The 21,058-nt window shown below is 77.4% G+C and carries 18 protein-coding genes; 6 read left to right on the forward strand and 12 right to left on the reverse strand.

All coding sequences use genetic code 11. The annotated features are described in order from the left end of the window. Window positions 1-36: 36 nt before the first annotated feature. The gene (locus BMZ33_RS07480) at window positions 37-972 is read left to right on the forward strand and encodes a DUF5926 family protein (protein ID WP_091108968.1); all 936 of its coding nucleotides are present in this window, start codon (window positions 37-39) and stop codon (window positions 970-972) included. Between the two features lie 153 nt (window positions 973-1,125). Here the strand turns inward: BMZ33_RS07480 and BMZ33_RS07485 are convergent, their stop codons facing one another. After that, window positions 1,126-2,346, reverse strand: a complete 1,221-nt coding sequence (locus tag BMZ33_RS07485; RefSeq protein WP_091108969.1) for an arginine deiminase — start codon at window positions 2,344-2,346, stop codon at window positions 1,126-1,128. Between the two features lie 111 nt (window positions 2,347-2,457). On the opposite strand from BMZ33_RS07485, the gene BMZ33_RS07490 reads away from it, so the two are divergent. Continuing rightward, window positions 2,458-3,225, forward strand: a complete 768-nt coding sequence (locus BMZ33_RS07490; protein WP_091108970.1) for a glucose 1-dehydrogenase — start codon at window positions 2,458-2,460, stop codon at window positions 3,223-3,225. Here the strand turns inward: BMZ33_RS07490 and BMZ33_RS07495 are convergent. Next, window positions 3,222-6,590 (reverse strand): ATP-binding protein, encoded by a 3,369-nt coding sequence (locus tag BMZ33_RS07495; RefSeq protein WP_169064025.1) that lies wholly within the window; start codon window positions 6,588-6,590, stop codon window positions 3,222-3,224. The two genes, BMZ33_RS07490 and BMZ33_RS07495, sit on opposite strands and share 4 nt — an antisense overlap. A gap of 295 nt (window positions 6,591-6,885) precedes the next feature. On the opposite strand from BMZ33_RS07495, the gene BMZ33_RS07500 reads away from it, so the two are divergent. After that, window positions 6,886-7,308 (forward strand): VOC family protein, encoded by a 423-nt coding sequence (locus BMZ33_RS07500; protein ID WP_091108972.1) that lies wholly within the window; start codon window positions 6,886-6,888, stop codon window positions 7,306-7,308. A gap of 16 nt (window positions 7,309-7,324) precedes the next feature. Here BMZ33_RS07500 and BMZ33_RS07505 read toward each other — a convergent pair whose 3' ends face one another. The 7 genes from BMZ33_RS07505 to BMZ33_RS07535 form a co-directional block, all read right to left on the reverse strand. Next, window positions 7,325-7,633, reverse strand: a complete 309-nt coding sequence (locus tag BMZ33_RS07505) for a hypothetical protein (protein ID WP_091108973.1) — start codon at window positions 7,631-7,633, stop codon at window positions 7,325-7,327. Between the two features lie 140 nt (window positions 7,634-7,773). Next, window positions 7,774-9,213, reverse strand: coding sequence for a glycosyltransferase family 2 protein (locus BMZ33_RS07510; protein ID WP_091108974.1), 1,440 nt, complete (start codon window positions 9,211-9,213; stop codon window positions 7,774-7,776). Continuing rightward, window positions 9,213-10,292: a HEAT repeat domain-containing protein gene (locus BMZ33_RS07515; protein WP_091108975.1), complete on the reverse strand. Its 1,080-nt coding sequence runs from the start codon at window positions 10,290-10,292 to the stop codon at window positions 9,213-9,215. Before BMZ33_RS07515 ends, BMZ33_RS07510 begins: the two co-directional genes overlap by 1 nt. Continuing rightward, the gene (locus BMZ33_RS07520; protein WP_091108976.1) at window positions 10,289-10,675 is read right to left on the reverse strand and encodes a response regulator transcription factor; all 387 of its coding nucleotides are present in this window, start codon (window positions 10,673-10,675) and stop codon (window positions 10,289-10,291) included. Before BMZ33_RS07520 ends, BMZ33_RS07515 begins: the two co-directional genes overlap by 4 nt. Then, window positions 10,672-12,252, reverse strand: coding sequence for a PAS domain-containing sensor histidine kinase (locus BMZ33_RS07525; RefSeq protein ID WP_091108977.1), 1,581 nt, complete (start codon window positions 12,250-12,252; stop codon window positions 10,672-10,674). The genes BMZ33_RS07520 and BMZ33_RS07525 overlap by 4 nt, the downstream gene beginning before the upstream one ends. After that, window positions 12,249-14,771 (reverse strand): hybrid sensor histidine kinase/response regulator, encoded by a 2,523-nt coding sequence (locus BMZ33_RS07530; RefSeq protein WP_091108978.1) that lies wholly within the window; start codon window positions 14,769-14,771, stop codon window positions 12,249-12,251. The genes BMZ33_RS07525 and BMZ33_RS07530 overlap by 4 nt, the downstream gene beginning before the upstream one ends. A 100-nt stretch (window positions 14,772-14,871) precedes the next feature. After that, the gene (locus BMZ33_RS07535; RefSeq protein ID WP_091108979.1) at window positions 14,872-15,627 is read right to left on the reverse strand and encodes a MerR family transcriptional regulator; all 756 of its coding nucleotides are present in this window, start codon (window positions 15,625-15,627) and stop codon (window positions 14,872-14,874) included. Window positions 15,628-15,735: 108 nt separating this feature from the next. Between BMZ33_RS07535 and BMZ33_RS07540 the strand changes: the two genes are divergently transcribed. Further along, window positions 15,736-16,632: a haloalkane dehalogenase gene (locus tag BMZ33_RS07540; RefSeq protein ID WP_136697226.1), complete on the forward strand. Its 897-nt coding sequence runs from the start codon at window positions 15,736-15,738 to the stop codon at window positions 16,630-16,632. 61 nt (window positions 16,633-16,693) lie between these two features. Beyond that, a complete protein-coding gene (locus BMZ33_RS07545) occupies window positions 16,694-17,170 on the forward strand; it encodes a VOC family protein (RefSeq protein WP_091108980.1) in 477 nt (158 codons plus the stop codon). A gap of 13 nt (window positions 17,171-17,183) precedes the next feature. Here BMZ33_RS07545 and BMZ33_RS07550 read toward each other — a convergent pair whose 3' ends face one another. From BMZ33_RS07550 to BMZ33_RS07560, 3 genes are read right to left on the reverse strand one after another with little or no spacing between them, the layout of a single operon-like run. After that, window positions 17,184-18,011, reverse strand: a complete 828-nt coding sequence (locus BMZ33_RS07550; RefSeq protein WP_091108981.1) for an ABC transporter permease — start codon at window positions 18,009-18,011, stop codon at window positions 17,184-17,186. After that, a complete protein-coding gene (locus BMZ33_RS07555; protein WP_091108982.1) occupies window positions 18,008-18,976 on the reverse strand; it encodes an ABC transporter ATP-binding protein in 969 nt (322 codons plus the stop codon). The genes BMZ33_RS07550 and BMZ33_RS07555 overlap by 4 nt, the downstream gene beginning before the upstream one ends. Window positions 18,977-19,018: 42 nt before the next feature. Continuing rightward, the gene (locus BMZ33_RS07560; protein WP_169064026.1) at window positions 19,019-19,618 is read right to left on the reverse strand and encodes a TMEM165/GDT1 family protein; all 600 of its coding nucleotides are present in this window, start codon (window positions 19,616-19,618) and stop codon (window positions 19,019-19,021) included. 314 nt (window positions 19,619-19,932) lie between these two features. Here BMZ33_RS07560 and BMZ33_RS07565 point away from each other — a divergent pair, with 314 nt between their 5' ends. Then, window positions 19,933-21,054: an MFS transporter gene (locus BMZ33_RS07565; protein ID WP_091108983.1), complete on the forward strand. Its 1,122-nt coding sequence runs from the start codon at window positions 19,933-19,935 to the stop codon at window positions 21,052-21,054. Window positions 21,055-21,058 lie beyond the last annotated feature (4 nt).

Here is a 21,058-nt window from a genome sequence, read left to right on the forward strand (position 1 = left end):
GCGGAGCGCCGCCGGTCCCCACATACGCTGGGCCGCATGGCCCGATCCGCGACCCGCCGCCGTCCCGCGTCCGCCCCCGTCGAGGGTGGGGTCAACCCCAAGGCCCCCTGCCCCTGCGGTTCGGGCCGCCGGTACAAGCACTGCCACGGCTCGGGCTACGCGCCGCCGGTGACCCGCCCCTTCGAGGGCCTGCCCGGCGAGCCGGACTGGGTGGCGCTGCGCGAGCTGGTGCCGGCCGCCACCGCGCCGCTGAAGACCACCGAGGGCCGCGACGTCACTCTCGCCAGCGTGCTGCCCGGCGGCGCCCCGGCGCTGGTCCGCAGCAACGGCGAGATCCTGCTCGGCGTCCAGCTGCAGGCCGCCTCCGACGACGTCAGCCGCGACATCGGCACCGCGCTGGCCGCCGCCCTGGAGGCCCCGACCGGGGCCCCGGTGGACCCGGGCCCCGTCGGCGCGGCCGGGTCCTCCGGTCCGCGGCTGCAGGAGCTGCTCGACCTCTCCGCGCCGCTGGAGGTGACCGTGCACGAGGACTTCGGCTTCTGGCTCGAGGGCACCGACGCCGGCGCCGCGGCCCGGGCGGGGCTGGAGCGGGCCAACGAGGCGGTGCTGCCCACCGAGCGGCTCGAGGGCCTCGGCGCCGCCTACTGGGTGCGGCCGGGCAACGAGCGGGCGCACCTGCGCTGGGTGCGCCCGGAGGCGGAGGAGCCGCTGCTCGACGCGCTGGCCCGGCTCTCGGCGTCCGAGCAGCTGCTGCTGGGCGAGGGCACCCGGTACGCCGGAGCCTTCCGCGCGCACGGCCTGGTCGTGCCGGTGTGGGACCTGCCCGCCGACACCCCGGCCGCCGAGTGGACCGGCCCGGCCACCGAGTTCGGCGCCCGCCTCGAGCAGGCGCTGACGGTGACCGACCCGCTCACCGCCGACGAGCGCCGCGCCCGCGCCGGCCTGCTCTCCCGCCAGGTCACGCTGCGCTAGCCGGAGCCGGTCCTCCCCCTGGCGGTGGGTCGTGCTCTGACCACAGGTGCGTTCAGAACACGACTGTGCGCCGGACACCTCCGCGCCCGGCCTCGTGCTCTGACTCCGGGTGTGGTCAGAGCACGACCTGGTGCCGGGGTGACCTGACCGGGGCTAGGGCAGCGGGTCGCGCACCACGGGGCAGGACATGCACCGCGGCCCGCCGCGGCCGCTGCCGAGCTCCGAGCCGGCAATCCGCACCACCTCGATGCCGGCCGCCTCGAGCGCGGCGTTGGTGACCGTGTTCCGCTCGTAGGCGACCGCCAGCCGCGGGGCCAGCGCCAGGGTGTTGTTGCCGTCGTCCCACTGCTCGCGCTCGGCGGTCACCGGGTCCAGGCCGGTGTCGATCACCCGCAGCCGGTCGATGCCCATCGCCGCGGCCGCGGCGGCGAGGAACGGCGCCGGGCCGCGGACCACCAGGTCGGTGGTGTCGTCGTCGTCCGGCGGGGTGTCGGCGGTGACCGTCCAGGCTACCAGCGAGCCGGCGACCGCGGGGTACATGACCATCGCGTCGACGTCGACCATCGTGGCGATGGTGTCCAGGTGCATGGTCGCCCGCTGCTGGGCGATCGGGACGACGAGCACCGTGTGCGCCAGCCCCCGGGCGAACACCCGCCGGGCCAGCCGCTCCGCGCCACCGGGCGTCGTCCGCTCGCCGACGCCCACGGCCAGCACCCCGGGCGCCAACAGCAGGACGTCGCCGCCCTCGAGGTGCTCCAGCGAGGCGTCGTAGAGCTGCTCCACACCGGTGAAGCGTGGGTGGTGGGTGACCACGGCCCGGGTGATCGTGCTCTCCCGGTGCCGCGCCGGCATGGCCAGGGAGGCCACCGCGACCTGGTCGCCCACCCACACCGACGAGTCGCGGGTGAACAGCAGGTTGGGCAGCGGCGGGACCACGAAGTCCCCCCGGTCCATCAGCCGGTAGGCCAGCCCACTGCCGCCGCGCAGCTCGTCGTGGGCCAGGCCGGCGATGAGGGTGGCGGCCAGGTCGGCCGGCGCCAGGCCCGACAGGTGCGCCACCGCGGCCCTCCGGAGGGTGGCGCCCAGCCGCGGGTCGTCGACGGCGGCGGCGATGAGCTCCTCGCGTGCCTCCGGGCCGTCGAGGACGTCGGCGAGCAGCCGGTCGAGGTGGAGCACCTCGACGCCGCGGTCGGCCAGCGCCGCGGCGAACGCGTCGTGCTCCTCCTGCGCCCGGGCCACCCAGGGCACGCCGTCGAACAGCAGCTGGTCGGTGTTGCGCGGGGTCAGCCGGCGCAGCTCGGCGCCCGGCCGGTGCAGCACGACGGTGCGCAGCCGCCCGACCTCGCTGGTCGCGCCGGGCGCACGGGGCTCCATGGCGCCCGAGGCTGGCACAGCCGGGATCCCCCTGCCGGACGGCGCCACCCGATCGGGCAAGGTGGGACGCCGGGGTCACCGCCGTCCCCGCCACGCCCCAGGAGGCTGCGCGTGCACCTGTTCGACCTCACCGGGAAGGTCGCCGTCGTCACCGGCGGCACCCGCGGCATCGGCCTGATGATGGCCCGCGGGCTGCTGCAGGCCGGCGCCTCCGTCTACGTCTCGTCGCGCAAGCCCGAGGCCGGCGAGCAGGCCGTCGCCGAGCTGTCGGAGCACGGGCGGGTCGAGTCGATCCCCGCCGACGTCAGCACCGAGGCCGAGTGCGTGCGGCTCGCCGAGGAGGTGGGCCGGCGCGAGGAGCGGGTGCACGTGCTGGTCAACAACGCCGGTGCCACCTGGGGCGAGCCGTTCGAGACCTTCCCCGCCTCCGCGTGGGACAAGGTGCTCGACCTCAACGTCAAGGCGCCGTTCTTCCTCACCCGGGCGATGGTCCCGCTGCTCGAGGCGGCCGCCACCGACGACGACCCGGCGCGGGTGGTCAACGTCGGGAGCATCGACGGCCTGCACGTGCCCCAGCTGCCCACCTACTCCTACTCGTCGAGCAAGGCCGCGGTGCACCAGCTGACCCGGCACCTGGCCAAGGAGCTCGGGCCGCGGCGGATCACCGTCAACGCCGTCGCCCCGGGCCCGTTCGAGTCGAAGATGATGGCCGCCACGCTGGCCGCCCGCGGTGACGAGATCGCGGCCAGCTCGCCGCTGGGCCGCATCGGCCGCCCCGACGACATGGCCGGCGTCGTCGTCTACCTGGCCAGTCGCGCCGGCGCCTACGTCACCGGCGCGGTGATCCCGGTCGACGGCGGGCGGGCCACCACGCTCTAGGCCGATCGTGGTGCCGGGCGGCGGCGCGGGGGGCGGTGCGCGGTCTCGGCCGGCACCCGCGCCAGGTGCGCCTCGGCCAGGGCCACCTGCTGCGGAGCACCCACCCGGCGTCCCTGCGCGCGGGCGCCGGCCCACCAGTCGCGGGCGGCCACGGTGTCGCCGGTGCGCTCGGCGATGCGGCCGAGCAGCTCGTCGTAGGCGCCGAGGCTGAACGCCGCCGTCCCGAGGACCGCCTGCCGGCCGCGGAAGGGCAGCAGCTGCACCGTCGCCACGGTCACCTCGGCCTCGTCACCCAGGTGCAGCGCGGTCTCGGCCTGCAGCAGCACGGCGACGTCGCTGGCCCAGTCGCGGATGACCGTGCGGCCCCACCGCGCCCGCAGCCGCCGGGCCTCGGCGAGGTCGCCGGACCCCGCCGCGGCCAGCACGGCCATCAGCTGCAGCAGCGGGTTGCCCTCGTCGCCGGTGGCCACCAGCAGGTCCACCGCCTCGGGCAGCCGGCCGTCGGCGCGGCGCAGCGCGAACACGTGCGCCGCGTACGCGTGCCGGGCGTGCGGGGTGACCCGCCGGTAGAGCTCGTGCGCCTCGGTGGTCAGCTCCTCGGCGCGGGCGGCGTCGCCGGCCAGCCAGGCCGCACCCGCCTGCTGCCAGAGCACGTGCGGGCGCACCTCGGGCCCCGACAGCGAGGTCGCCAGCCGCCGTCCGGCCTCCAGGTCGGCCTCGTAGCCGGCCCGGTCGGTCAGGTGCAGCCGGATCGCCGCGCGGTGCAGCCGGGCGTAGAACTCGGTGCGCCGCGGCAGCCCGCGGCCGGCCAGGGCCAGTGCCTCGTCGGTGGCGGCCAGCCGGCGCTCGGCGGCGTCGGGCCGGCCCCAGACGGCCAGTGCGTAGTTGTTGAGCACCCGGCCGAGCAGCTCCGGGTCGCCGGCGCCGCGGGCCAGGGCCACCGCGCGCTCGGCGTACCGCACGCCGCGCTGCAGGTCCTCGCTGAACGCCAGCTCGACGCCGAGGGTGCCGAGCAGCCGCGCGGTGAGGCGGTCGCGCTCCTCGTCGTCCGCGTCCGGCGCGATGTCGTCGTGGTGCTCGAGCAGGTCCTCCAGCAGCGTCACCATCTCGGCGTCGACCACGCCGTGCGGCCGCCAGTTCTCCAGCGTGGGGGAGCCCCACACGGCGGCCGACTCCAGCAGGCAGCGCCGGTCGCCGAGCTCGCGGGCGACGGCGATCGCCTCGGCCACCACCTCGCGGGCCTCGGTGCGCTGCCCGCTGCGCAGCAGGTCGTTGCCGAGCGCGGTGAGCAGGTCGTGCCGGGTACGGGCGGCACCCGGCGCGGCGGGGTCGACCAGCCGGAGGGCGCGGCGGGTGTGGGCGGCGGCCTCGTCGTCGGCCAGCCGCGCGCGGGCCACCGCGGCGGCCGCCGCCGACCACCGCAGTCCCGGCTCCGGGCCGGCCACGGGCGCGGCCGCGACCGCGTGGTGCGCCAGCCGCTCGACGAGGGCGTCGTCGGCCCGGCCGGCGGGCGCGCGGCGCTCGAGCGCGGCGGCCAGCCGGGCGTGCAGCCGCGCCCGCCGCAGCGCCGGCAGGTCGTCGGCGAGGACCTCCTGCACCAGCGCGTGGCAGAACCGCCAGCTCCACGGCGCGGTGCCCTCGACCAGCAGCCCGGCGGCGACCGCGGCGTCCAGCGCGTCCAGCACGGTCTCGGCGCTCTCCCCGGCGGCCTCGAGCAGGTCGAGGGTCACCTCCCGCCCGGCGACGGCGGCCAGCTCCAGCACCGGCCGGGCACCCGCGGGCAGCCGGGCCAGGCGGCCGCGCAGCACCTCGGCCACCGACGGCGGCACCGGCGTCCGGTCCAGGCCACCGGCGCCGCGCAGCCACCGCGACAGCTCGACGACGAAGAACGGGTTGCCGGCGGTGCGGTCGTGCACCGCGGGGGCCAGCGCGGCGTCCCCGCCCTGCGCGGCCAGCAGCCGCCCGACGTCCCCGGGCGGCAGGCCGGCCAGCGGCAGCGTGGTGACGGCGGCCTCGCGGGAGAGCCGCGCCAGGCCGTCGGCGACCGCCGGGGGCAGTTCCTCGCCGGCGGTGCGCACGGTCACCACGACCAGCAGCGGCACCCGCGGCAGGTGGCGGGCGAGCAGGCCGAGCAGCTGCACCGAGGTGGCGTCGGCCCCTTGCAGGTCCTCGAGCACCACCAGCACCGGGCGGTCGGCGGTGGCCGCGACCAGCCGCGAGCGCAGGTCCTGGAAGAGCCGGAAGCGGGCGGCGTCGGCGTCACCGTCGCCGTCGACCGCGGCGACCGGGTCCTGGCCGAGCTGGTCGAGCACCTGCGTCCACGGCCACAGCGGCGGGGCGCCGCCGTCGTCGGCGCAGCGGCCCTCGGCCACCGCCCAGCCCGCCGACCGGCTCATCGCGGCCACCGCCTCGGCCAGCCGGGTCTTGCCGATGCCGGCCTCGCCGCCGAGGACGACCACGCCGGCCCGCCCCGCGGCGGCCCGCTCGGCGGCCTCCCGCAGCCGGGCCAGCTCGCCGTCGCGGCCGACCAGGGTCGCGTCGTCCGGGACGGCCAGCGGCGCCGCGGCCGACGGCGGGGCGACCACCGGCCGCGGTGCCCGGCGGGCCAGCCCCGGGTCCTGCCGCAGCACCGCCCGCTCGAGCTCGCGCAGCTCCGGGCCGGGGTCGATGCCGAGCTCGTCGCGCAGCAGCGCGGTGCAGCGGCGCAGCGCGTCGAGGGCGTCGGCCTGCCGGTCGGCGGCGTAGAGCGCGGTGACCAGCCGGGCCCACAGCCGCTCGCGCAGCGGGTGCTCGGCCACCAGCGGCTGCAGCTCGCCGACCGCGGCGTCGGCACGGCCCACGCCCAGCAGCGCCTCGCCGCGGCGCTCGCGGGCGTGCACGTGCAGTTCGGCCAGCCGCATCCGCTCGGCGGCGCCGGGACCCTCACCCAGCTCGGGCAGCGGGTCGCCGCGCCACAGCTCCAGCGCCCGGTCGAGGACGGCGAGCGCGCGGGCGGGGTCACCGGCGTCCAGGGCGCGGTCGCCGTCCTCGACCAGCGCGGCGAACCGCAGGCTGTCGAGGTCGGCGGCGTCGACCTGCACGAGGTAGCCCGGTGCGCGGGTGAGCAGCACCCGGGCCGCCTGCCGCGGGCCGCGCTCGGGCTCGAGCACCCGCCGCAGGTGCGAGACGTAGGCCTGCAGGGTGCCGGTGACCGTGGGCGGCGGGTCGTCGTCCCACAGGGCGGTGACGATCCGCTCGACCGGCACCACCCGGCCGGCCTCGGCCAGCAGCAGCGCCAGCAGCGCGCGCGGCTTGGCGCCGCCCACGTCGAGGGGCAGGCCGTCGGGGCCCGTGACCTCGAGTGGCCCGAGGACGCGGTACCGCACGGGCCGGATCCTGGCAGCTACGGGCGGGCAGCGGGAGGGGGGAGCGGCGCCAAGTCGGCCGCAAGCGGCGGCCCAGTCGCCCTCGCCAGGGTCGGCGCCGTCCCCGACCCGCCCGTCCCAGGAGCCCCCGTGACCCTCACCGCCGACCCCGCCCTCCCACCCCCGCCGCAACCGCCCTCGACGTCGTCGCCGCCGTCGGCTCCGCCACCGCACGGCCTGCGGGCGCCCGGTGCCTCCGGCGGCAGGACGCCGGGGTCGCGGGTGCCGCGCGGGCCGGGCCTCGGGAGACTGCCCCATGAGCATCGCCATCGACGGCTACGCCCACGTGCGCCTGACCGTGACCGACATCGCCCGCTCCCGGGCCTTCTACGACCAGGTGTTCGCCCTCCCCGTGGCCTTCGAGGTGCCGGCCGACGCGGACGAGCAGACCCGGGAGGGCCTCGGGTTCCTCTACGGCGGGGTCGTCTACCGGCTCGGCTCGGGGCTGCTCGGCCTGCGGCCCGTGGCGCCGGACGGTGACCGCTTCGACGAGGACCGCGTCGGGCTGGACCACCTCAGCTTCCGCGTGGCCGATCCCGGTGCGGTGCACGCCGCCGCGGCCCGGCTCGACGCGCTGGGCGTGCCGCACGCCGGCGTCAAGGACCTGGGCCGGGCGGTGCTGCTGGAGTTCCGCGACCCCGACGGCATCGCGCTGGAGCTGTACGCCGCGGCGGGCTGATCCGCCGCGGCGCCGGTCAGGCGTGGCTGAGGGCCGCCGACACGAAGGTCTGCGCGGGGTAGACCTCCGGCGGGTCGGTGATGCCGGTCTGCTGCAGCACGGGCGCGAGCTGCTCGCCGAAGCGCCGGCAGGAGTCCTCGGAGTCCCACACGTCCACGATGCGGAAGCCCTGCGGCCCCTGTCCGGCGACGTGCGAGAGCAGCCCCTCGACCGGCCAGTCACCCGGCCGTTGCATGCCGCCCTCGCCCCCCTTGAGCAGGCGGACGGCCGCCTTGTAGCGCTCCTGCGTCACGGTCGGTCCGGAGAGCACGATCACGATGGGCACGGCGACCTCCTCGTCGGTCCTGCGGGTGCGGGGACCGTAGGACGGGGCCGGAGGCGTCAACGGGACGGCTGCGTCCGCGGCGGCCCGGCCCGCGTGGCACCACCCGCCGTGGTCGCCACGCCGGTCCTGCGCCGCCCGTCCTACGCCTCGGCGGGCGCCGGGGCGGTGGTGAAGCCGGTGCGGGGCATGGCCGTCCACACCGGGTCGCGGCGGGCGAGGGCCGCGAGCAGCCCGCGCAGCCGGAACCAGGCGTGCAGCTGCCGGTAGCCCACGTTCTCCACCGCGCCGGCCAGCAGCAGCGCCCGGAGGTCGGCCCCGCTGCGGTAGCGGTGGAAGGTGAACTCCTCGACGGCGACCACGGCGGTCGAGACCAGCACGCCCAGCGCCAGCGCGACGCCCACCATCAGCGCGGCCGTGCCGGGGTCGAGCAGCCCGAGGACCGCCGCGACGACGACCGAGGCCAGCCCGAGCACCTCCACCACCGGCCCGAGCAGCTCGAAGAGCAGGAAGAACGGCAGCGCCAGCAGCCCGACCGGGCCGAACCGCGGGTTGCCGACCATCCGCCGGTGCTTCCACAGCAGCTGCGCCAGCCCGTGCGACCAGCGCTGCCGCTGACGGCCGAGCACCGACCACGTCTCGGGCACCTCGGTCCAGCAGACCGTCTCGGGCACGAACACCATCCGCGAGGGCCGGCCCGCGCGGCGCAGGTGCTCCTGCAGGGTGACGACGAGCTCGGCGTCCTCCGCCAGCGACCGCGGGTCCAGCCCGCCGACCTCGACGACGGCGTCGCGGCGGAACAACCCGAACGCCCCGGAGATGATCAGCAGCGCGTCGGCGTCGGCCCAGGTGGTGCGGCCCAGCAGGAACGAGCGCAGGTACTCCACGGCCTGGATGCGCACCAGCCAGCGCTTGGACAGCCGGGGCTCCAGCACCGCGCCGCGGTCGGTGAGCGCGGCGTTGGCCGTGCGGATCACCCCGCCGGCGCCGACGACGTGCTCGGGGTCCTCGATGAAGGGCCGGGCCACCTTGAGCAGCGCGTCCGGCTCGAGCAGCGAGTCGGCGTCGACCATGCACACCAGCGGGTGGCGGGCCAGGTTGAGCGCCACGTTGAGCGCGTCGGAGCGGCGCTTGACGCTGGTCTTGCGGACGACGGTCAGCGGGTCGCCGGTGGTCGCCCGGTGCACGGAGAGCACCCGCCCCTCGACGGCGGTGTCGGCGGTCCAGCGCGGGGTGACCGGGGTGAGGCCGTAGCGCTCGGCCACCAGCTCGAAGGTGCGGTCGGTGGACCCGTCGTCGACCAGCACCACCTCCAGCAGCGGGTAGCGCTGCGACAGCACGGCGGCGAGCGTGTCGAGGACGCCGGCCTCCTCGTCGTGCGCGGGCACCAGCACCGAGACGCCGGGCGTGAGCGGGCTGGCGAAGACCCGGTCGAGGCCCTCCGCGCCGCTCCAGCGCAGGTTGGTCACCACCCGGCGGGCGCCGAAGAGCACCAGCAGCAGCATCGAGGTGTCGAGCACCAGGACGTAGCCGAGCACCGTCCAGTTGAGCGTGGTGACGAAGCCGGTCAGCGCCTCGCGCACTAGGCGGCCCTCCGCACGCGGGCGTCGCGGGGCCGCGGCCGGTTGGACAGCGCGGCGCGGGCGGCCTCGCCCACCCGGCCCGAGTGCCAGGCGTGCGCGGCCAGCCGGGCGCGGCCCTCCTCGCCGGCACCGGCCAGCGCGTCGGCGCACCCGTCGCGGACGGCGTCGTCACCCCCGGCCACGGTCGCGGCCAGCAGGTCGATCGCGGCGTCGTCGCCGATGCGGCCGAGGGCCTCCGCGGCGGCGTGGCGCAGCGCCGGCACGGCGGTCTGGGCCAGCGCCGCACCCAGCGCGGGGGTGGCGGCGGGGCCGCCGACGCGGCCCAGCGCGGTGGCCGCGCTGCACCGGACGGCGGGCGGGCGGCGGGCGTCGGCGACCAGGCCGAGCAGCAGGGGGAGCGCCTCGACGTCGCCGTGCAGGCCGAGCAGGTCGGCGGCCAGCGCCTGGGCGGCGGGGGAGGGCGGGTCGGTGACGGCGGCGCGCAGGTCGGGCAGCACCGGGGTGCCGAGGTCGAGCAGGGCCATGCCCACCACGCCGGCGGGCACCCGCCGCGAGCGGGCCAGCGCGCGCAGCAGCGGGCCGGCGGCGCGGACGTCGCCGGCCTTGCCCAGCGCGCGGGCGGCGGCGCAGCGGACGTCGGGCGCGCGGTCGGCCAGCAGCGCGGTGAGCGCGTCGGTCCGGCCGGGGTCGGCGGCGTTGCCCAGCAGTGCGGCCGCCCGGCCCCGGCGCCACGGGGCGCGGGCCGACAGGTCGGCGGCGGCGCGGGTGACCACGCCGCGGCGGGCCAGCAGCCGGCCCAGCGCGGCCCGGTCGGCGCCGCGCAGCTGCGGCAGCAGGTCGAGCACCAGGTCGTCGAGCGCCGCGGGGGCGGCCTCCAGGCCGGCGAGCGCCGCGGCGCCGTCCTCGTCGTCGTCGAGGGCGGCGTAGACCAGCGGGGTGAGCTCCGCGCGGCGCCGCTCCTCGCGGGCCAGCCGCCGGCCCCGGCGGGCGTGCTCGACCGCGACGGCGCCCAGCAGGAGCAGCACCGCGCCGGTGAGCACGAGCGTCGCCACCAGCGCCGCCGACGTCAGGGCCGTCACGGGGTGAGCGCGCCCGGCGGCAGGGCGGCGGTGACCCGGGTGACCAGCTCCCGGGGGCTGAAGGGCTTGACCACGTAGTCGGTGGCGCCGGCGACGAAGCCGCGCTCGACGTCGCTCTCCTGCGCCTTGGCGGTCAGCAGGACGACCGGGACGGAGGAGACCTGCGGGTCCGGGTCGGCGCGCAGGGCCGCGCAGACCTCCAGGCCGTTCATCCGCGGCATCATCCAGTCGAGGACGACCAGGTCCGGGCGCAGCTGGCGGGCCGCGGCCAACCCGGCCTCCCCGTCGGACTCGACCGAGACGCGGGCGCCCAGCCGGCCGATCTTGAAGGCGACCAGGCTGGCGATGGCGGGGTCGTCGTCGACGACCAGGACGTGGGTCACGCGGGGCTCCCGGCGAGGTGGGTGGGGGTGGTGACCGCCGGCAGGCGGACGGTGAAGACGGCCCCGTCGGGACCGGACTCGGCCGACACCGTGCCGCCGTGCGCGGAGACGGTGTGGGCCACCAGCGACAGGCCGAGGCCCGTGCCCGGCAGCGCCTGCTCGCCGGCGTGGGCGGTGCGGTAGAAGCGGTCGAACACGTGCGGCAGCTCGGTCTCGGGGATGCCGGGGCCGCAGTCGGCGACGGCGACGAGCACCTCGCCGCGGTCCGGGCGGCAGGACAGCCGGACGACGCCGCCCTCGGGGCTGACCTTGGCGGCGTTGGACAGCAGCTCGGCGACGACGCCGCGCAGCCCGCCGGCGTCGCCGCGCACCCACGCCGGGCCGGCCAGGCCGGGCACCAGCCGCTGCCCGCGCCGGGTCAGCTGGCCCGCGACCTCCTGGGCGGCGGCCGCGGCGACGGCGGCGAGGTCGACCTCGGCGTCGTCGAGCACCACCAGCCCGCCGGAGTCGAGGTGCGCGGTGGTCAGCAGGTCCTCGATCAGCCGGCGCAGCCGCTGCGCCTCCCGCTCGACGGTGGCCAGCATCAGCGCCTGCATCGGGTTGAGCGCCCCGGCGTCGCCGTCGAGCAGCACCTCGAGGTTGCCGAGGATGCCGGTCATCGGCGTGCGCAGCTCGTGGGACACGGCCGCGACGAAGTCGCCGCGGAGGGTCTCCAGCCGGCGCTGGTGCTCGGCGGCCCGCCGCTCGCCCGCCAGCGCCTCGGTGAGCGCCCGGTGGGTGGCCAGCTCGGCGGTGGTGTCGCGCAGCAGCAGCACCAGCTCGGTGCGCTCGGTGCCGTCGGGGGCGGTGGCCGGCACCGGCGGGGAGCTGGCCGCCGACACCGGCACGGGGGTGCCGTCGGCGTGCCGCAGCCAGGTGTCGACGGCGAGGTCGGTCTCACCGCGCAGCGCCCGCTCCACCAGGCCGGCCAGCCCGCCGTCGACCAGGTCGTCGGCGACGGCGGCGCGGGCGAGGTCCCACTCCCGCCCGGTGCCCGGCGTCCGGCCGACCAGGCGGGCCAGCGCCGCGTTGACCCGGCTGACGGCGGCCGGGGCCGGCCCGCCGGCGGTGGCCAGCAGCGCCATGGGCGTGGGCGCGGTGTCGAACGCGGTCCGGAACCGCCGCTCGCTGGTGGACCGGGCGGCGTCGACGGCGCGGACGCGGACGACGTCGCGGCAGGTGACCAGGGCCAGGGGCGCGCCGTCGGGTGCGGTGGCCGGCGCGGCGGAGATCTCCCACACCGCGCCGGGCGCGCCGGTGACCGCGGTGTAGTCGACGGCGAACTCGGCGGCGGCCGACCGGCCCGCCAGCGCGGCGGTGACCAGGGCGTCGACGTCGCCGGCGAAGGAGGACAGCACGACCTCGCCGACCGTGCGGCCGAGGACGTCGGCCTCGGTGAGCCCGCGCCGGGACAGCCAGGGGCCGGAGCAGAGGAGGAAGCGGTGGCCGGCGTCGAACAGGCACACGGTCAGGTCGGGCACCTGGCGGGTGAGCGTGCCCAGCAGCGCCGACCAGCTCGGCAGGGGAGGGGCGGTCACGACGCCCGCCGCAGGGGGGTCGCCGCGGCCAGCTCGGTGAGCCCGGGCGCGAGGGCGGCGGCCGCGGCGGCCAGCCGGTCGGCCAGCGGGACGAGGTCGGCGCGGCCGGGCGCCCCGGCCCGCTCCTCGAGGGCGGCGGCGAGGGCGGCCAGCGAGCCGGCGCCGATGGTGCCGGCGCTGCCGCGGAGGGCGTGCGCGGCGGCCGCGGCGGCGGGCCGGTCACCGGTGGCCGCGGCGGCGGCGAGGTCGCTGACCAGCGTGGCCGTGCGGTCGCGGAAGGTGGTGAGCAGCGAGGCGCGCACGGGCGCGACCTCCTCGGGGTCGTCGTCCTCGAACAGCTCGTCGAGGCGGGCGCGGACGGTGGTCAGGTCGTCGTCGACCGGGGGGAGGGCGCCGGCCGCGGCCGGCCGGGGAGCGGGGGCCGCGGCGCCGATCAGCTCGAGCACCGCCTGCAGCTCCTCCGGGGTCCAGGGCTTGGGGAGGAAGCCGTCCATGCCGGCCTCGCGGTAGCGGGCGCGGTCCTCGGTCAGCGCGCTCGCGGTCAGCGCGACGACGGGGGTCCGGGGACGGCCGTCGGCCGCCTCGGCCGCGCGGATGCGGCGGGTGGCCTCCAGGCCGTCGACGCCGGGCATGTGGCAGTCCATGAACACGGCGTCGTAACCGCCGGCGCGCACGGCCTCGACCGCCCGGGCGCCGTCGGGGACGACGTCGACGGCCAGGCCGCGGGCCTGCAGGGTCATGCGAGCGACGAGCCGGTTGACCTCGTCGTCGTCGGCCACGAGCACCCGCAGGCCGGGGACGGCGGCCGGCACCGGGACGGGGGCGGCCCCGACGGCCGGCCCGGTCTCGGGCAGCGGCAGCTCGACGCGGAAGGTGGTGCCCGCAGCGGGTGCGCTGCAGGCGGTGATCCGCCCGCCCATCCGCGCCACCAGCCCGGCGGCGATGCTCAGCCCCAGGCCGGTGCCGCCGAAGCGGCGGGTGGTCGAGGCCTCGGCCTGGGTGAACGGGGTGAACAGGCGGGCGAGCTGCTCGCCGGTCATGCCGATGCCGGTGTCGGTGACGTGCAGGACGACGGTCGCGGCGTCGCCGTCCACGGTGAGGGTGACCGAGCCGGACTCGGTGAACTTGACGGCGTTGGCCAGCAGGTTGCCCACGACCTGGCGCAGCCGGCCGGGGTCGCCGGTGCGGTGCCGGGCCAGCCCGGGCGCGGGGGTGACGACGAGGGCCAGCCCGCGGTCGGCCGCCGGGCCCCGCACCGGCAGCGCCGCCTCGTCGAGCACCTCGAGCAGGTCGAGCGGGACCTCCTCGAGCTCCACGGCGCCGGCCTCGACCTTGGCGGAGTCGAGGACGTCGTTGACGATCCGCAGCAGCGTCCGGCCCGACCGGTCGGCGGCGGCGGCCCACTCGCGCTGGCGGTCGTCGAGGTCGGTGCCCAGCAGCAGCGCGGTCAGGCCCAGGACGCCGTTGAGCGGGGTGCGGATCTCGTGGCTCATCACCGCCAGGAACGCCGACGTGTGCGCCATGGCCTGCTCGGCCAGGCGGGCCTGCTCGTCGGCCTCGGCGCGGGCCTGCTCGAGCCCGGCGATCAGGCGCTGCCGCTCGTCGTGGTGCAGCGCGACGACCAGCGCCACGACGCCGGCGACCACCACGTAGGCCTGGGCCAGGCCGGCGCGCAGCCACAGGTCGGCGACGGCGAACGGTCCCCGCCCGCCCAGCGTGGTCACGACGACGAAGACGCCGGCCAGGGTGACGTGCGCGGCGGCCACGGTCGGCCCGAAGCGCAGTGCCAGCCACATCCCGAACGGCAGCAGCGCGAAGGCCACCGGGACGGGGGTGGCGACGCCCATCACCAGCACGTAGGCGGCGGTGGTGAGGAGCGTGACCCCGGCCAGCTCGGCGAGCCGGGCGCGGCCCGGCGGGGTGCGGGCCGTCCCGGGGTCGACCAGCAGCAGGGCCAGCGGGGCGAAGACCAGGACGCTGGCGGCGTTGCGCACCGTCCAGGTGCCCATGCTGGCGAGCAGGTGCCCGTCGCCGAGCAGCCACAGGCCCACCGGCCCGAGCGCACTGGTGACCAGCGCGGAGCCGACGGCGGCCACGGCGAGCGCGCCGAGGTCCGTGGGGCGCCGCAGCCGCCACACGTCGGGGGTGCCCCACCGGCGCTGCAGGCGGGAGAGGACCGCGCACGCCACGACCGCCTGCACGGCGTTGGCCACGCCGAGCACCGCTGCCTCGGCCGGCCCGAACCCGGTCAGCCCGTTGACCGTCGCGGCGACCGCGGCCAGCGCCAGGGCGTCGACCAGCAGGCGGCGCGGGTGCACCCAGGAGGCGGCCAGCCACAGCACGCCCACGGCCGCGGCCGGCCACACCAGCGCCAGCTGGGAGCCCTCGAGCCGGGTGGCGCGGCCGAGCACGCTCGCGGCCGCGTACACGGCGGCGGCGCCGAGCGTGACGACCGGCCAGGGCAGCCGTGCGACCGCTCCCGCCAGACCCCCGGGGCCGCTGGGGCTGCTGTGACTCACGGGACGGTCATCGGCGCCCGGTCACCCCGGCTGAAGCGTTGTGTCCAACCGGATGACCGACCGGTGGGTCAGCGCCTCCCGGTGGTCGACTTGTGCCGGGTCAGGCGCCCTGGCGGGCGGCGTTGGCCTGGACGGCGGTGCTCACCCACTGCGCCAGGCCGGCCGCCCGCCGCTCGTAGTGCGCGGTGAACCGCTCGTCCTCGACGTACGTGCGGCCGATGCCGGCGTGCATCTCCGGCGAGCAGTCGTAGAAGTTGCGGCTGATCTGCTGCCGCGCCTCCTCGGCGAGGTCCATGGCCTGCGGCGAGTCCGGTGCCACGCCGGCCTGCAGCGCCGCGGCCATCCGCGCCTCGACGTCCTCGCCCTCGGCCTGGACCCGCACCCAGTCGTCCTTGGTGTACGCGCGGGTCCGCGCCTGCGACTGGGCCCACGCCTCGGTCTCGCCCCAGCGCTCCTGCGCCTCGGCCTCGTACTCCTCGGGCAGCCAGTCCCCGAACAGCTCGAACTTCTCCTCCGGGGTCAGGTCGATCCCCATGTGCCGTGCCTCCATCTCCTTCTCCACGGCCGCGACCATGGCCGCCGTCCGGTCCAGCCGGTCCCGCAGCAGCCGGTGCTGCCGGCGGAGGTGCTCCGCGGGGTCGGCGGACGGGTCGTCGAGCAGCGTCGCGACCTCCTCGAGGGGGAACCCGAGCTCGCGGTAGAGCAGCACCTGGTGCAGCCGGCCGAGGTCGGCCGCCGAGTAGCGGCGGTAGCCGGCCGCGGTGCGGCCCGACGGCGACAGCAGGCCGATGCGGTCGTAGTGGTGCAGCGTGCGCACCGTGACGCCGGCCAGCGCCGCGACCTCTCCCACGTTCATCCCGGGTCCCTCCTCCCTGACGGCGACGAGTGCACAGCCTGACGTCGCGTCAGGGTCAAGCACGATCCTCGGACGGCGGAGCGGCGGCGCCTGGGTGAGGATCCCGGCATGGCCGACCAGTCCGACGTCGTCTCGCCCCTCGACCCCTTCCCGCGGCAGCGGGTCACCGTGCGGGGCACCGAGATGGCCTACGTCGACGTCGGTCAGGGCGACCCGATCGTCCTGCTGCACGGCAACCCGACGTCGTCCTACCTGTGGCGCAACGTCGTCCCGCACGTGCAGCACCTGGGCCGCTGCATCGCGCCGGACCTGGTCGGCATGGGGGAGTCGGGCAAGCTGCCCGGGCCGCAGCGGGGCACCTACTCCTACGCCACGCACGCCGCCCACCTCGACGACTTCCTCGAGGCCGTGGGGGTGCAGCGGCGGGTGACGTTCGTGCTGCACGACTGGGGCTCGGCGCTGGGCTTCGACTGGGCGAGCCGGCACCCCGAGGCGGTGCGCGGCGTGGCGTTCACCGAGGCGATCGTCGGCCCGTTCACCTGGGCCGACTGGCCGGCCGACGCGCGCGGCATCTTCCGCACCATGCGCGGTGACGACGGCGAGACGGTGGTGCTGGACAAGAACGTGTTCGTCGAGCGCATCCTCCCCGCCTCGGTGCTGCGCGGGCTCGACCCGGAGGCGCACGAGCGCTACCGGCAGCCCTTCCGCGAGCGCGAGGACCGCTGGCCCACCCTGGAGTGGCCGCGGCAGCTGCCCATCGAGAACGTGCCGCCACTGGTGCGCGACGTCGTCTCCCGGTACGGCCACTGGCTGCGCACCAGCGCCGTGCCGAAGCTGTTCATCGACGCCGACCCGGGGTCGATCCTGGTCGGCCGGCAGCGCGCGCTGGTGCGCAAGTGGCCCTCCCTCACCGAGGTCACCGTGCGCGGCTCGCACTTCGTGCCCGAGGACAGCCCGCACGACATCGGCCGGGCGCTGGCCGAGTGGATCCCGACCCTGCCCTGACGCCGCGGCGGCTGTCGGGTTCCTGCAAGACGCCCCGGGCGGGGGCCGCCAGGATGGCCGCATGGCGATCACCAACGGCCGACCCGACGGCTACTCGTCCCTCACCCCGTTCCTCGTCTGCTCCCCCGCCGCCGAGGCGATCCGCTGGTACGGCGAGGTCTTCGGCGCCACGGTGGTCAGCCGCATGGACGGACCGGACGGCTCGGTCCCGCACGCCGAACTGCAGTTCGAGGCCGGCCGGCTCCAGCTCGGCGACCCCGACGAGCGCTTCGGGCTCACCGCGCCCCGCCGCGAGGGCGACCTGGTGAGCAGCTCCACCTGCGTCTACGTCCCCGACGTCGACGCCGTCGTGGCGCGGGCCGTCGAGCTCGGCGCCACCGTGCGCGAGGAGCCGGCCACCTTCGTCACCGGCGACCGGTTCGCCTCGGTCTACGACCCCTTCGGCCACCGCTGGGCGGTCATGACCCGGGTCGAGGACGTCAGCCCCGAGGAGGCCGAGCGCCGCCTCGCCGAGTGGGCGTCCTCCGGCGGCCTCTGAGCGGGGTCCCGCCTCAGTCGAGGGCGCGGCGGCGGAAGCCGGCCAGCCCCAGCGTGCCGAACACGACGAGGAAGCCGGCCAGCGCGAGGGCGCACACCCCGAGCGGCACGTGCGGCACGTCGGGCGCCATCTCCGCCCGCAGTGCCTCGCTGACGTAGGTGAGCGGGTTGACCGCGCACACCACCTGGAACCAGCGCAGCGACTCCAGCGCCGGCCACGGGAACTGGGTGGAGCCGGTGAACAGCAGCGGCGTCAGGACGACGGCGAACACGACGTTGATCCGGTTCGGCTTGACCAGGGTGCCCAGCACCATGCCCATCGCCGCGCCGACCAGCGAGCCGAGCACCAGGAAGGCGGCCAGCAGCGGGACGTCGGACCAGGTGACCGGCAGCGACCCGAGCACCCACCAGCTGATCGGGAACATGACCAGCGCGGCGACCAGCGCGCGCATCGTGGCGAACACGATCTTCTCGACGGCGACCAGCGCGGTGGGCAGCGGTGCGAGCAGCCGGTCCTCGATCTCCTTGGTGAACGAGAAGTCGATGACCAGCGGGAAGGCGGTGTTCTGCAGGGCGGTGAGGAAGGCGGCCAGCGACACCACCCCGGGCAGCAGCACGTCGGCGTACGTGCTCGACGTGAAGCCGAGCTCGGTGAGCACCTTGCCGAAGACGAACAGCAGGAACACCGGCTGCAGCACCACCTGCAGCAGGAACGGCACGAACTCGCGTCCGGTGACGAACACGTCGCGCCACAGCAGCGCGGCGAACGCCCGGCCGACGCCGGGACGGGTGGCCCGTGCGGAGCCGGCGGCCGTGCTGGGGCCGGTGCCGACGGCGGTCATCGCAGCTCCCGTCCGGTCAGGCTGAGGAAGACGTCCTCGAGGCTGGGCTCGCCGAGCCGGACGCCGGTCAGCCGGGCACCGCGCGCGGTGAGCACCTCCGACACCGGGCCGACCGTCGTCGCGGCGTCGGCCGACAGGTACAGCCGGGCGCGCAGCCCCGCCGCGTCGGCCACCGGCTCCACCCGCTCGGCCTGCGGCAGCGCGGCCAGCGCCGCGAGCACCGCCTCGTCGGTGTCGTCGGCGGCCCGCTCGACGTCGACGTCGAGGGTGGCGCTGCCGGGCAGCGACCGGGTCAGCGCGGCGGGGGTGTCCAGGGCCAGCAGCCGGCCGCGGTCCATGATCCCGACCCGGTCGGCCAGCGCGGCGGCCTCCTCCATGTCGTGCGTGGTGAGCACGACGGTGATCCCGTCGGCCCGCAGCTCCCGCACCTTGTCCCACACGAACAGCCGGGCCTGCGGGTCCAGGCCGGTGCTCGGCTCGTCGAGGAAGACCACCTGCGGGGCGTGCATGAGGGCGCGGGCGATGAGCAGCCGCTGGGCCATGCCGCCGGAGTAGTCGTCGACCTTGTCGCCGCCCCGGTCGCCCAGGCCCAGGCGCTCGAGCAGGTCGTCGGCCCGGCGGTTGCGCTCGGCCCGCCCGACGCCGTGGTAGGCGGCGTGGAAGACCAGGTTCTGCCGAGCGGTCAGCGAGCGGTCGAGGTTCGACCGCTGCGGCACCACCGACAGCCGGCTGCGCGCGGTCACCGGGTCGGCCGCGACGTCGACGCCGGCCACCCGCGCCGTCCCGCCGGTGGGCAGCACCCGGGTGGTGAGCACGCCGATCGTCGTCGTCTTGCCCGCGCCGTTGGGGCCGAGCAGGCCGAAGACCTCGCCGCGGTCGACGGTGAAGGAGACCCCGGAGACGGCGTCGACCGGCCGCCCCGGGTAGCGCTTGACGAGCTCGGTGACCTCCACGGCGGCGTCCATCCCCGGCGATGGTGCCACCGCCGGGGGAGCGGCCGGAGCCGGTCAGACCAGTGCGCGCACCGTCTCGACCGCGGCGAGGACGGCGAACACGACGAAGAGCACCGCGGCCACCCGGCGGATGAGCGCCACGGGCAGCCGGTCGGCCAGCGCCTTGCCCAGGAACACCGCGAGGGCGGACACGGTGAGCAGCGCGGCCCAGGCGCCGACGAAGACCGACACCGGGGCGTCGAAGCGGGCGGCCAGGCCGGCGGTGGCCAGCTGCGAGAGGTCGCCCCACTCGGCGGCGAACAGCACGCCGAAGGAGACCGCCGCCGCCCGCAGGAACGACGCCTGCTCCCGCGCGTCGGCGGCCTCCCCGCCGTCCTCGGGCCCCTCGGACGCGCTGCGCCAGAGCAGCACCGCGCCGACCAGGAACAGCACCGCCACCACCCCGGTGACCAGCGCCTGCGGCAGCAGCGACAGCAGCGAGCCGGCGGTCACCGCGATGGCCACCTGCAGGCCGAAGGCGGTGCCGACGCCGACGAACACCGGCAGCGGCGGGAACCGGGTGGCGAGGACCAGGCTGGCGAACAGCGTCTTGTCCGGCAGCTCCACCGGGAGCACGAGGAGGAACGCCGTCGCGACGACGGACAGGACGATCACGGGCTGGCCCACTTCCGCTCGGCACCGCCGGGCGGGGCTCGTGCCTCCGACCGGCAGTGACACCACTGCTCCGGTCGAAGGTCTCGCCCACCCGCGCCGGGCGCGGGCCCGCTGACCGGGCACCCGGGGGTGCCAGCGTGTCGACCAGCGGACGAGGGGCTACTCCCCTTCTCGACGGCCCACCCTAGACGACCGGGGCGCGGAAACCGGCTGCGCCGGGGTGTGGTCCCGGTTACCGTCCGGTCGTGCCGTTCCGTTGACGCCCGGCGTCCGACCCGCTCCCGCCGGCTGCCCGGTCACTCGCCCGCCTGGCCGTGGCCTGGACGGCGCTGTCGGGCCTGGTCCCGGTGTACCCCCTGTACGCGCTGCTGTTCCTCGACACCGGGCTGTCCGCGGCGCAGGTGTCGGGCCTGTTCGCGCTGTGGTCGCTGACCGGCCTGCTCGCCGAGGTGCCCACCGGCGTGCTCGCCGACCGGTGGTCGCGCCGCGGCGCGCTGGTGCTCGCCGGCCTCCTCGAGGCGGCCGGCTTCGCGGTGTGGACGGCGGCCCCCGGTCCGGTGGCCTTCGCCGCCGGCTTCGTGCTGTGGGGGGTCGGCGGCGCGCTGGTGTCGGGCGCGGCCGAGGCGCTGGTCTACGACGGGCTGGCCGCCGCCGGCGCGGAGGACGCGTACCTGCGGGTGCACGGCGCGACGACCGCCACCGAGCTGCTGGTCCAGGTGCCCACGGCGCTGCTGGCCGGGGTGCTGGTGGTCGCCGGCGGGTACCCGCTCGTCGGGTGGGCGAGCGTGGCGGTGTGCCTGGCCGCCGCGGCGCTGGCGACCCGGTTCCCCGAGCCGCCGAGCACGGACGACGGGGAGCCGGAGGTGCCGCTGCGGACGGCGGCCGCGACGGCGCTGCGCCGGCCGGGGCTGTGGCCGGTGCTGGCCGCCGTCGCGCTGCTCGGCGGGCTGGACGCGATCGAGGAGTACTTCCCCCTGCTGGCCCGCGACGAGGGCGTGCCGACCGCCCTCGTGCCGGCCGCCGTCCTCGTCGTCGCGCTGGCCGGGGCGGCGGGGGCCGCGCTGGCCGGCCGGGTCGGGCGGCTGCCCGCGCGCGCCCTGCCGGTGCTGCTGGCCGTGTCCGCGGTGCTGCTCGCCGGAGGGGCGCTGGTGGCGCACCCGGCCGCCCTGGCCGCCGTCGCGGTGTCCTACGGGCTCTACCTCGCGGTGCTGGTGGTGGGGGAGGCGCGGCTGCAGGAGCAGGTGCCCGGGACGGTGCGGGCCACGGTCACCTCGGTGGCGGGCCTGGGGATCGAGCTCGCCTCGCTGCTGGTCTTCGCCGCCTGGGCCCTCGGCGGCGCTGTCGCGGTGGCGGTGCTCTTCGCCGCCGTCGTGCCGGTCACGTGGTCGGCCCTCCGGCCGACACCGCGGCCAGGAGCCGTCCCCGACCTGTGTTGAGCCG

Source organism: Geodermatophilus dictyosporus (assembly GCF_900115505.1).
Lineage (GTDB): Bacteria > Actinomycetota > Actinomycetes > Mycobacteriales > Geodermatophilaceae > Geodermatophilus > Geodermatophilus dictyosporus.

Bases quoted from the DNA above. Each gene is read 5' to 3' on its own strand.
- BMZ33_RS07535 (WP_091108979.1), bottom strand. From the start codon at position 15,627: ATGAACGTGGGAGAGGTCGCGGCGCTGGCCGGCGTCACGGTGCGCACG.
- BMZ33_RS07550 (WP_091108981.1), bottom strand. From the start codon at position 18,011: ATGACCGCCGTCGGCACCGGCCCCAGCACGGCCGCCGGCTCCGCACGG.
- BMZ33_RS07500 (WP_091108972.1), top strand. From the start codon at position 6,886: ATGAGCATCGCCATCGACGGCTACGCCCACGTGCGCCTGACCGTGACC.
- BMZ33_RS07540 (WP_136697226.1), top strand. From the start codon at position 15,736: ATGGCCGACCAGTCCGACGTCGTCTCGCCCCTCGACCCCTTCCCGCGG.
- BMZ33_RS07485 (WP_091108969.1), bottom strand. From the start codon at position 2,346: ATGGAGCCCCGTGCGCCCGGCGCGACCAGCGAGGTCGGGCGGCTGCGC.
- BMZ33_RS07545 (WP_091108980.1), top strand. From the start codon at position 16,694: ATGGCGATCACCAACGGCCGACCCGACGGCTACTCGTCCCTCACCCCG.
- BMZ33_RS07480 (WP_091108968.1), top strand. From the start codon at position 37: ATGGCCCGATCCGCGACCCGCCGCCGTCCCGCGTCCGCCCCCGTCGAG.
- BMZ33_RS07555 (WP_091108982.1), bottom strand. From the start codon at position 18,976: ATGGACGCCGCCGTGGAGGTCACCGAGCTCGTCAAGCGCTACCCGGGG.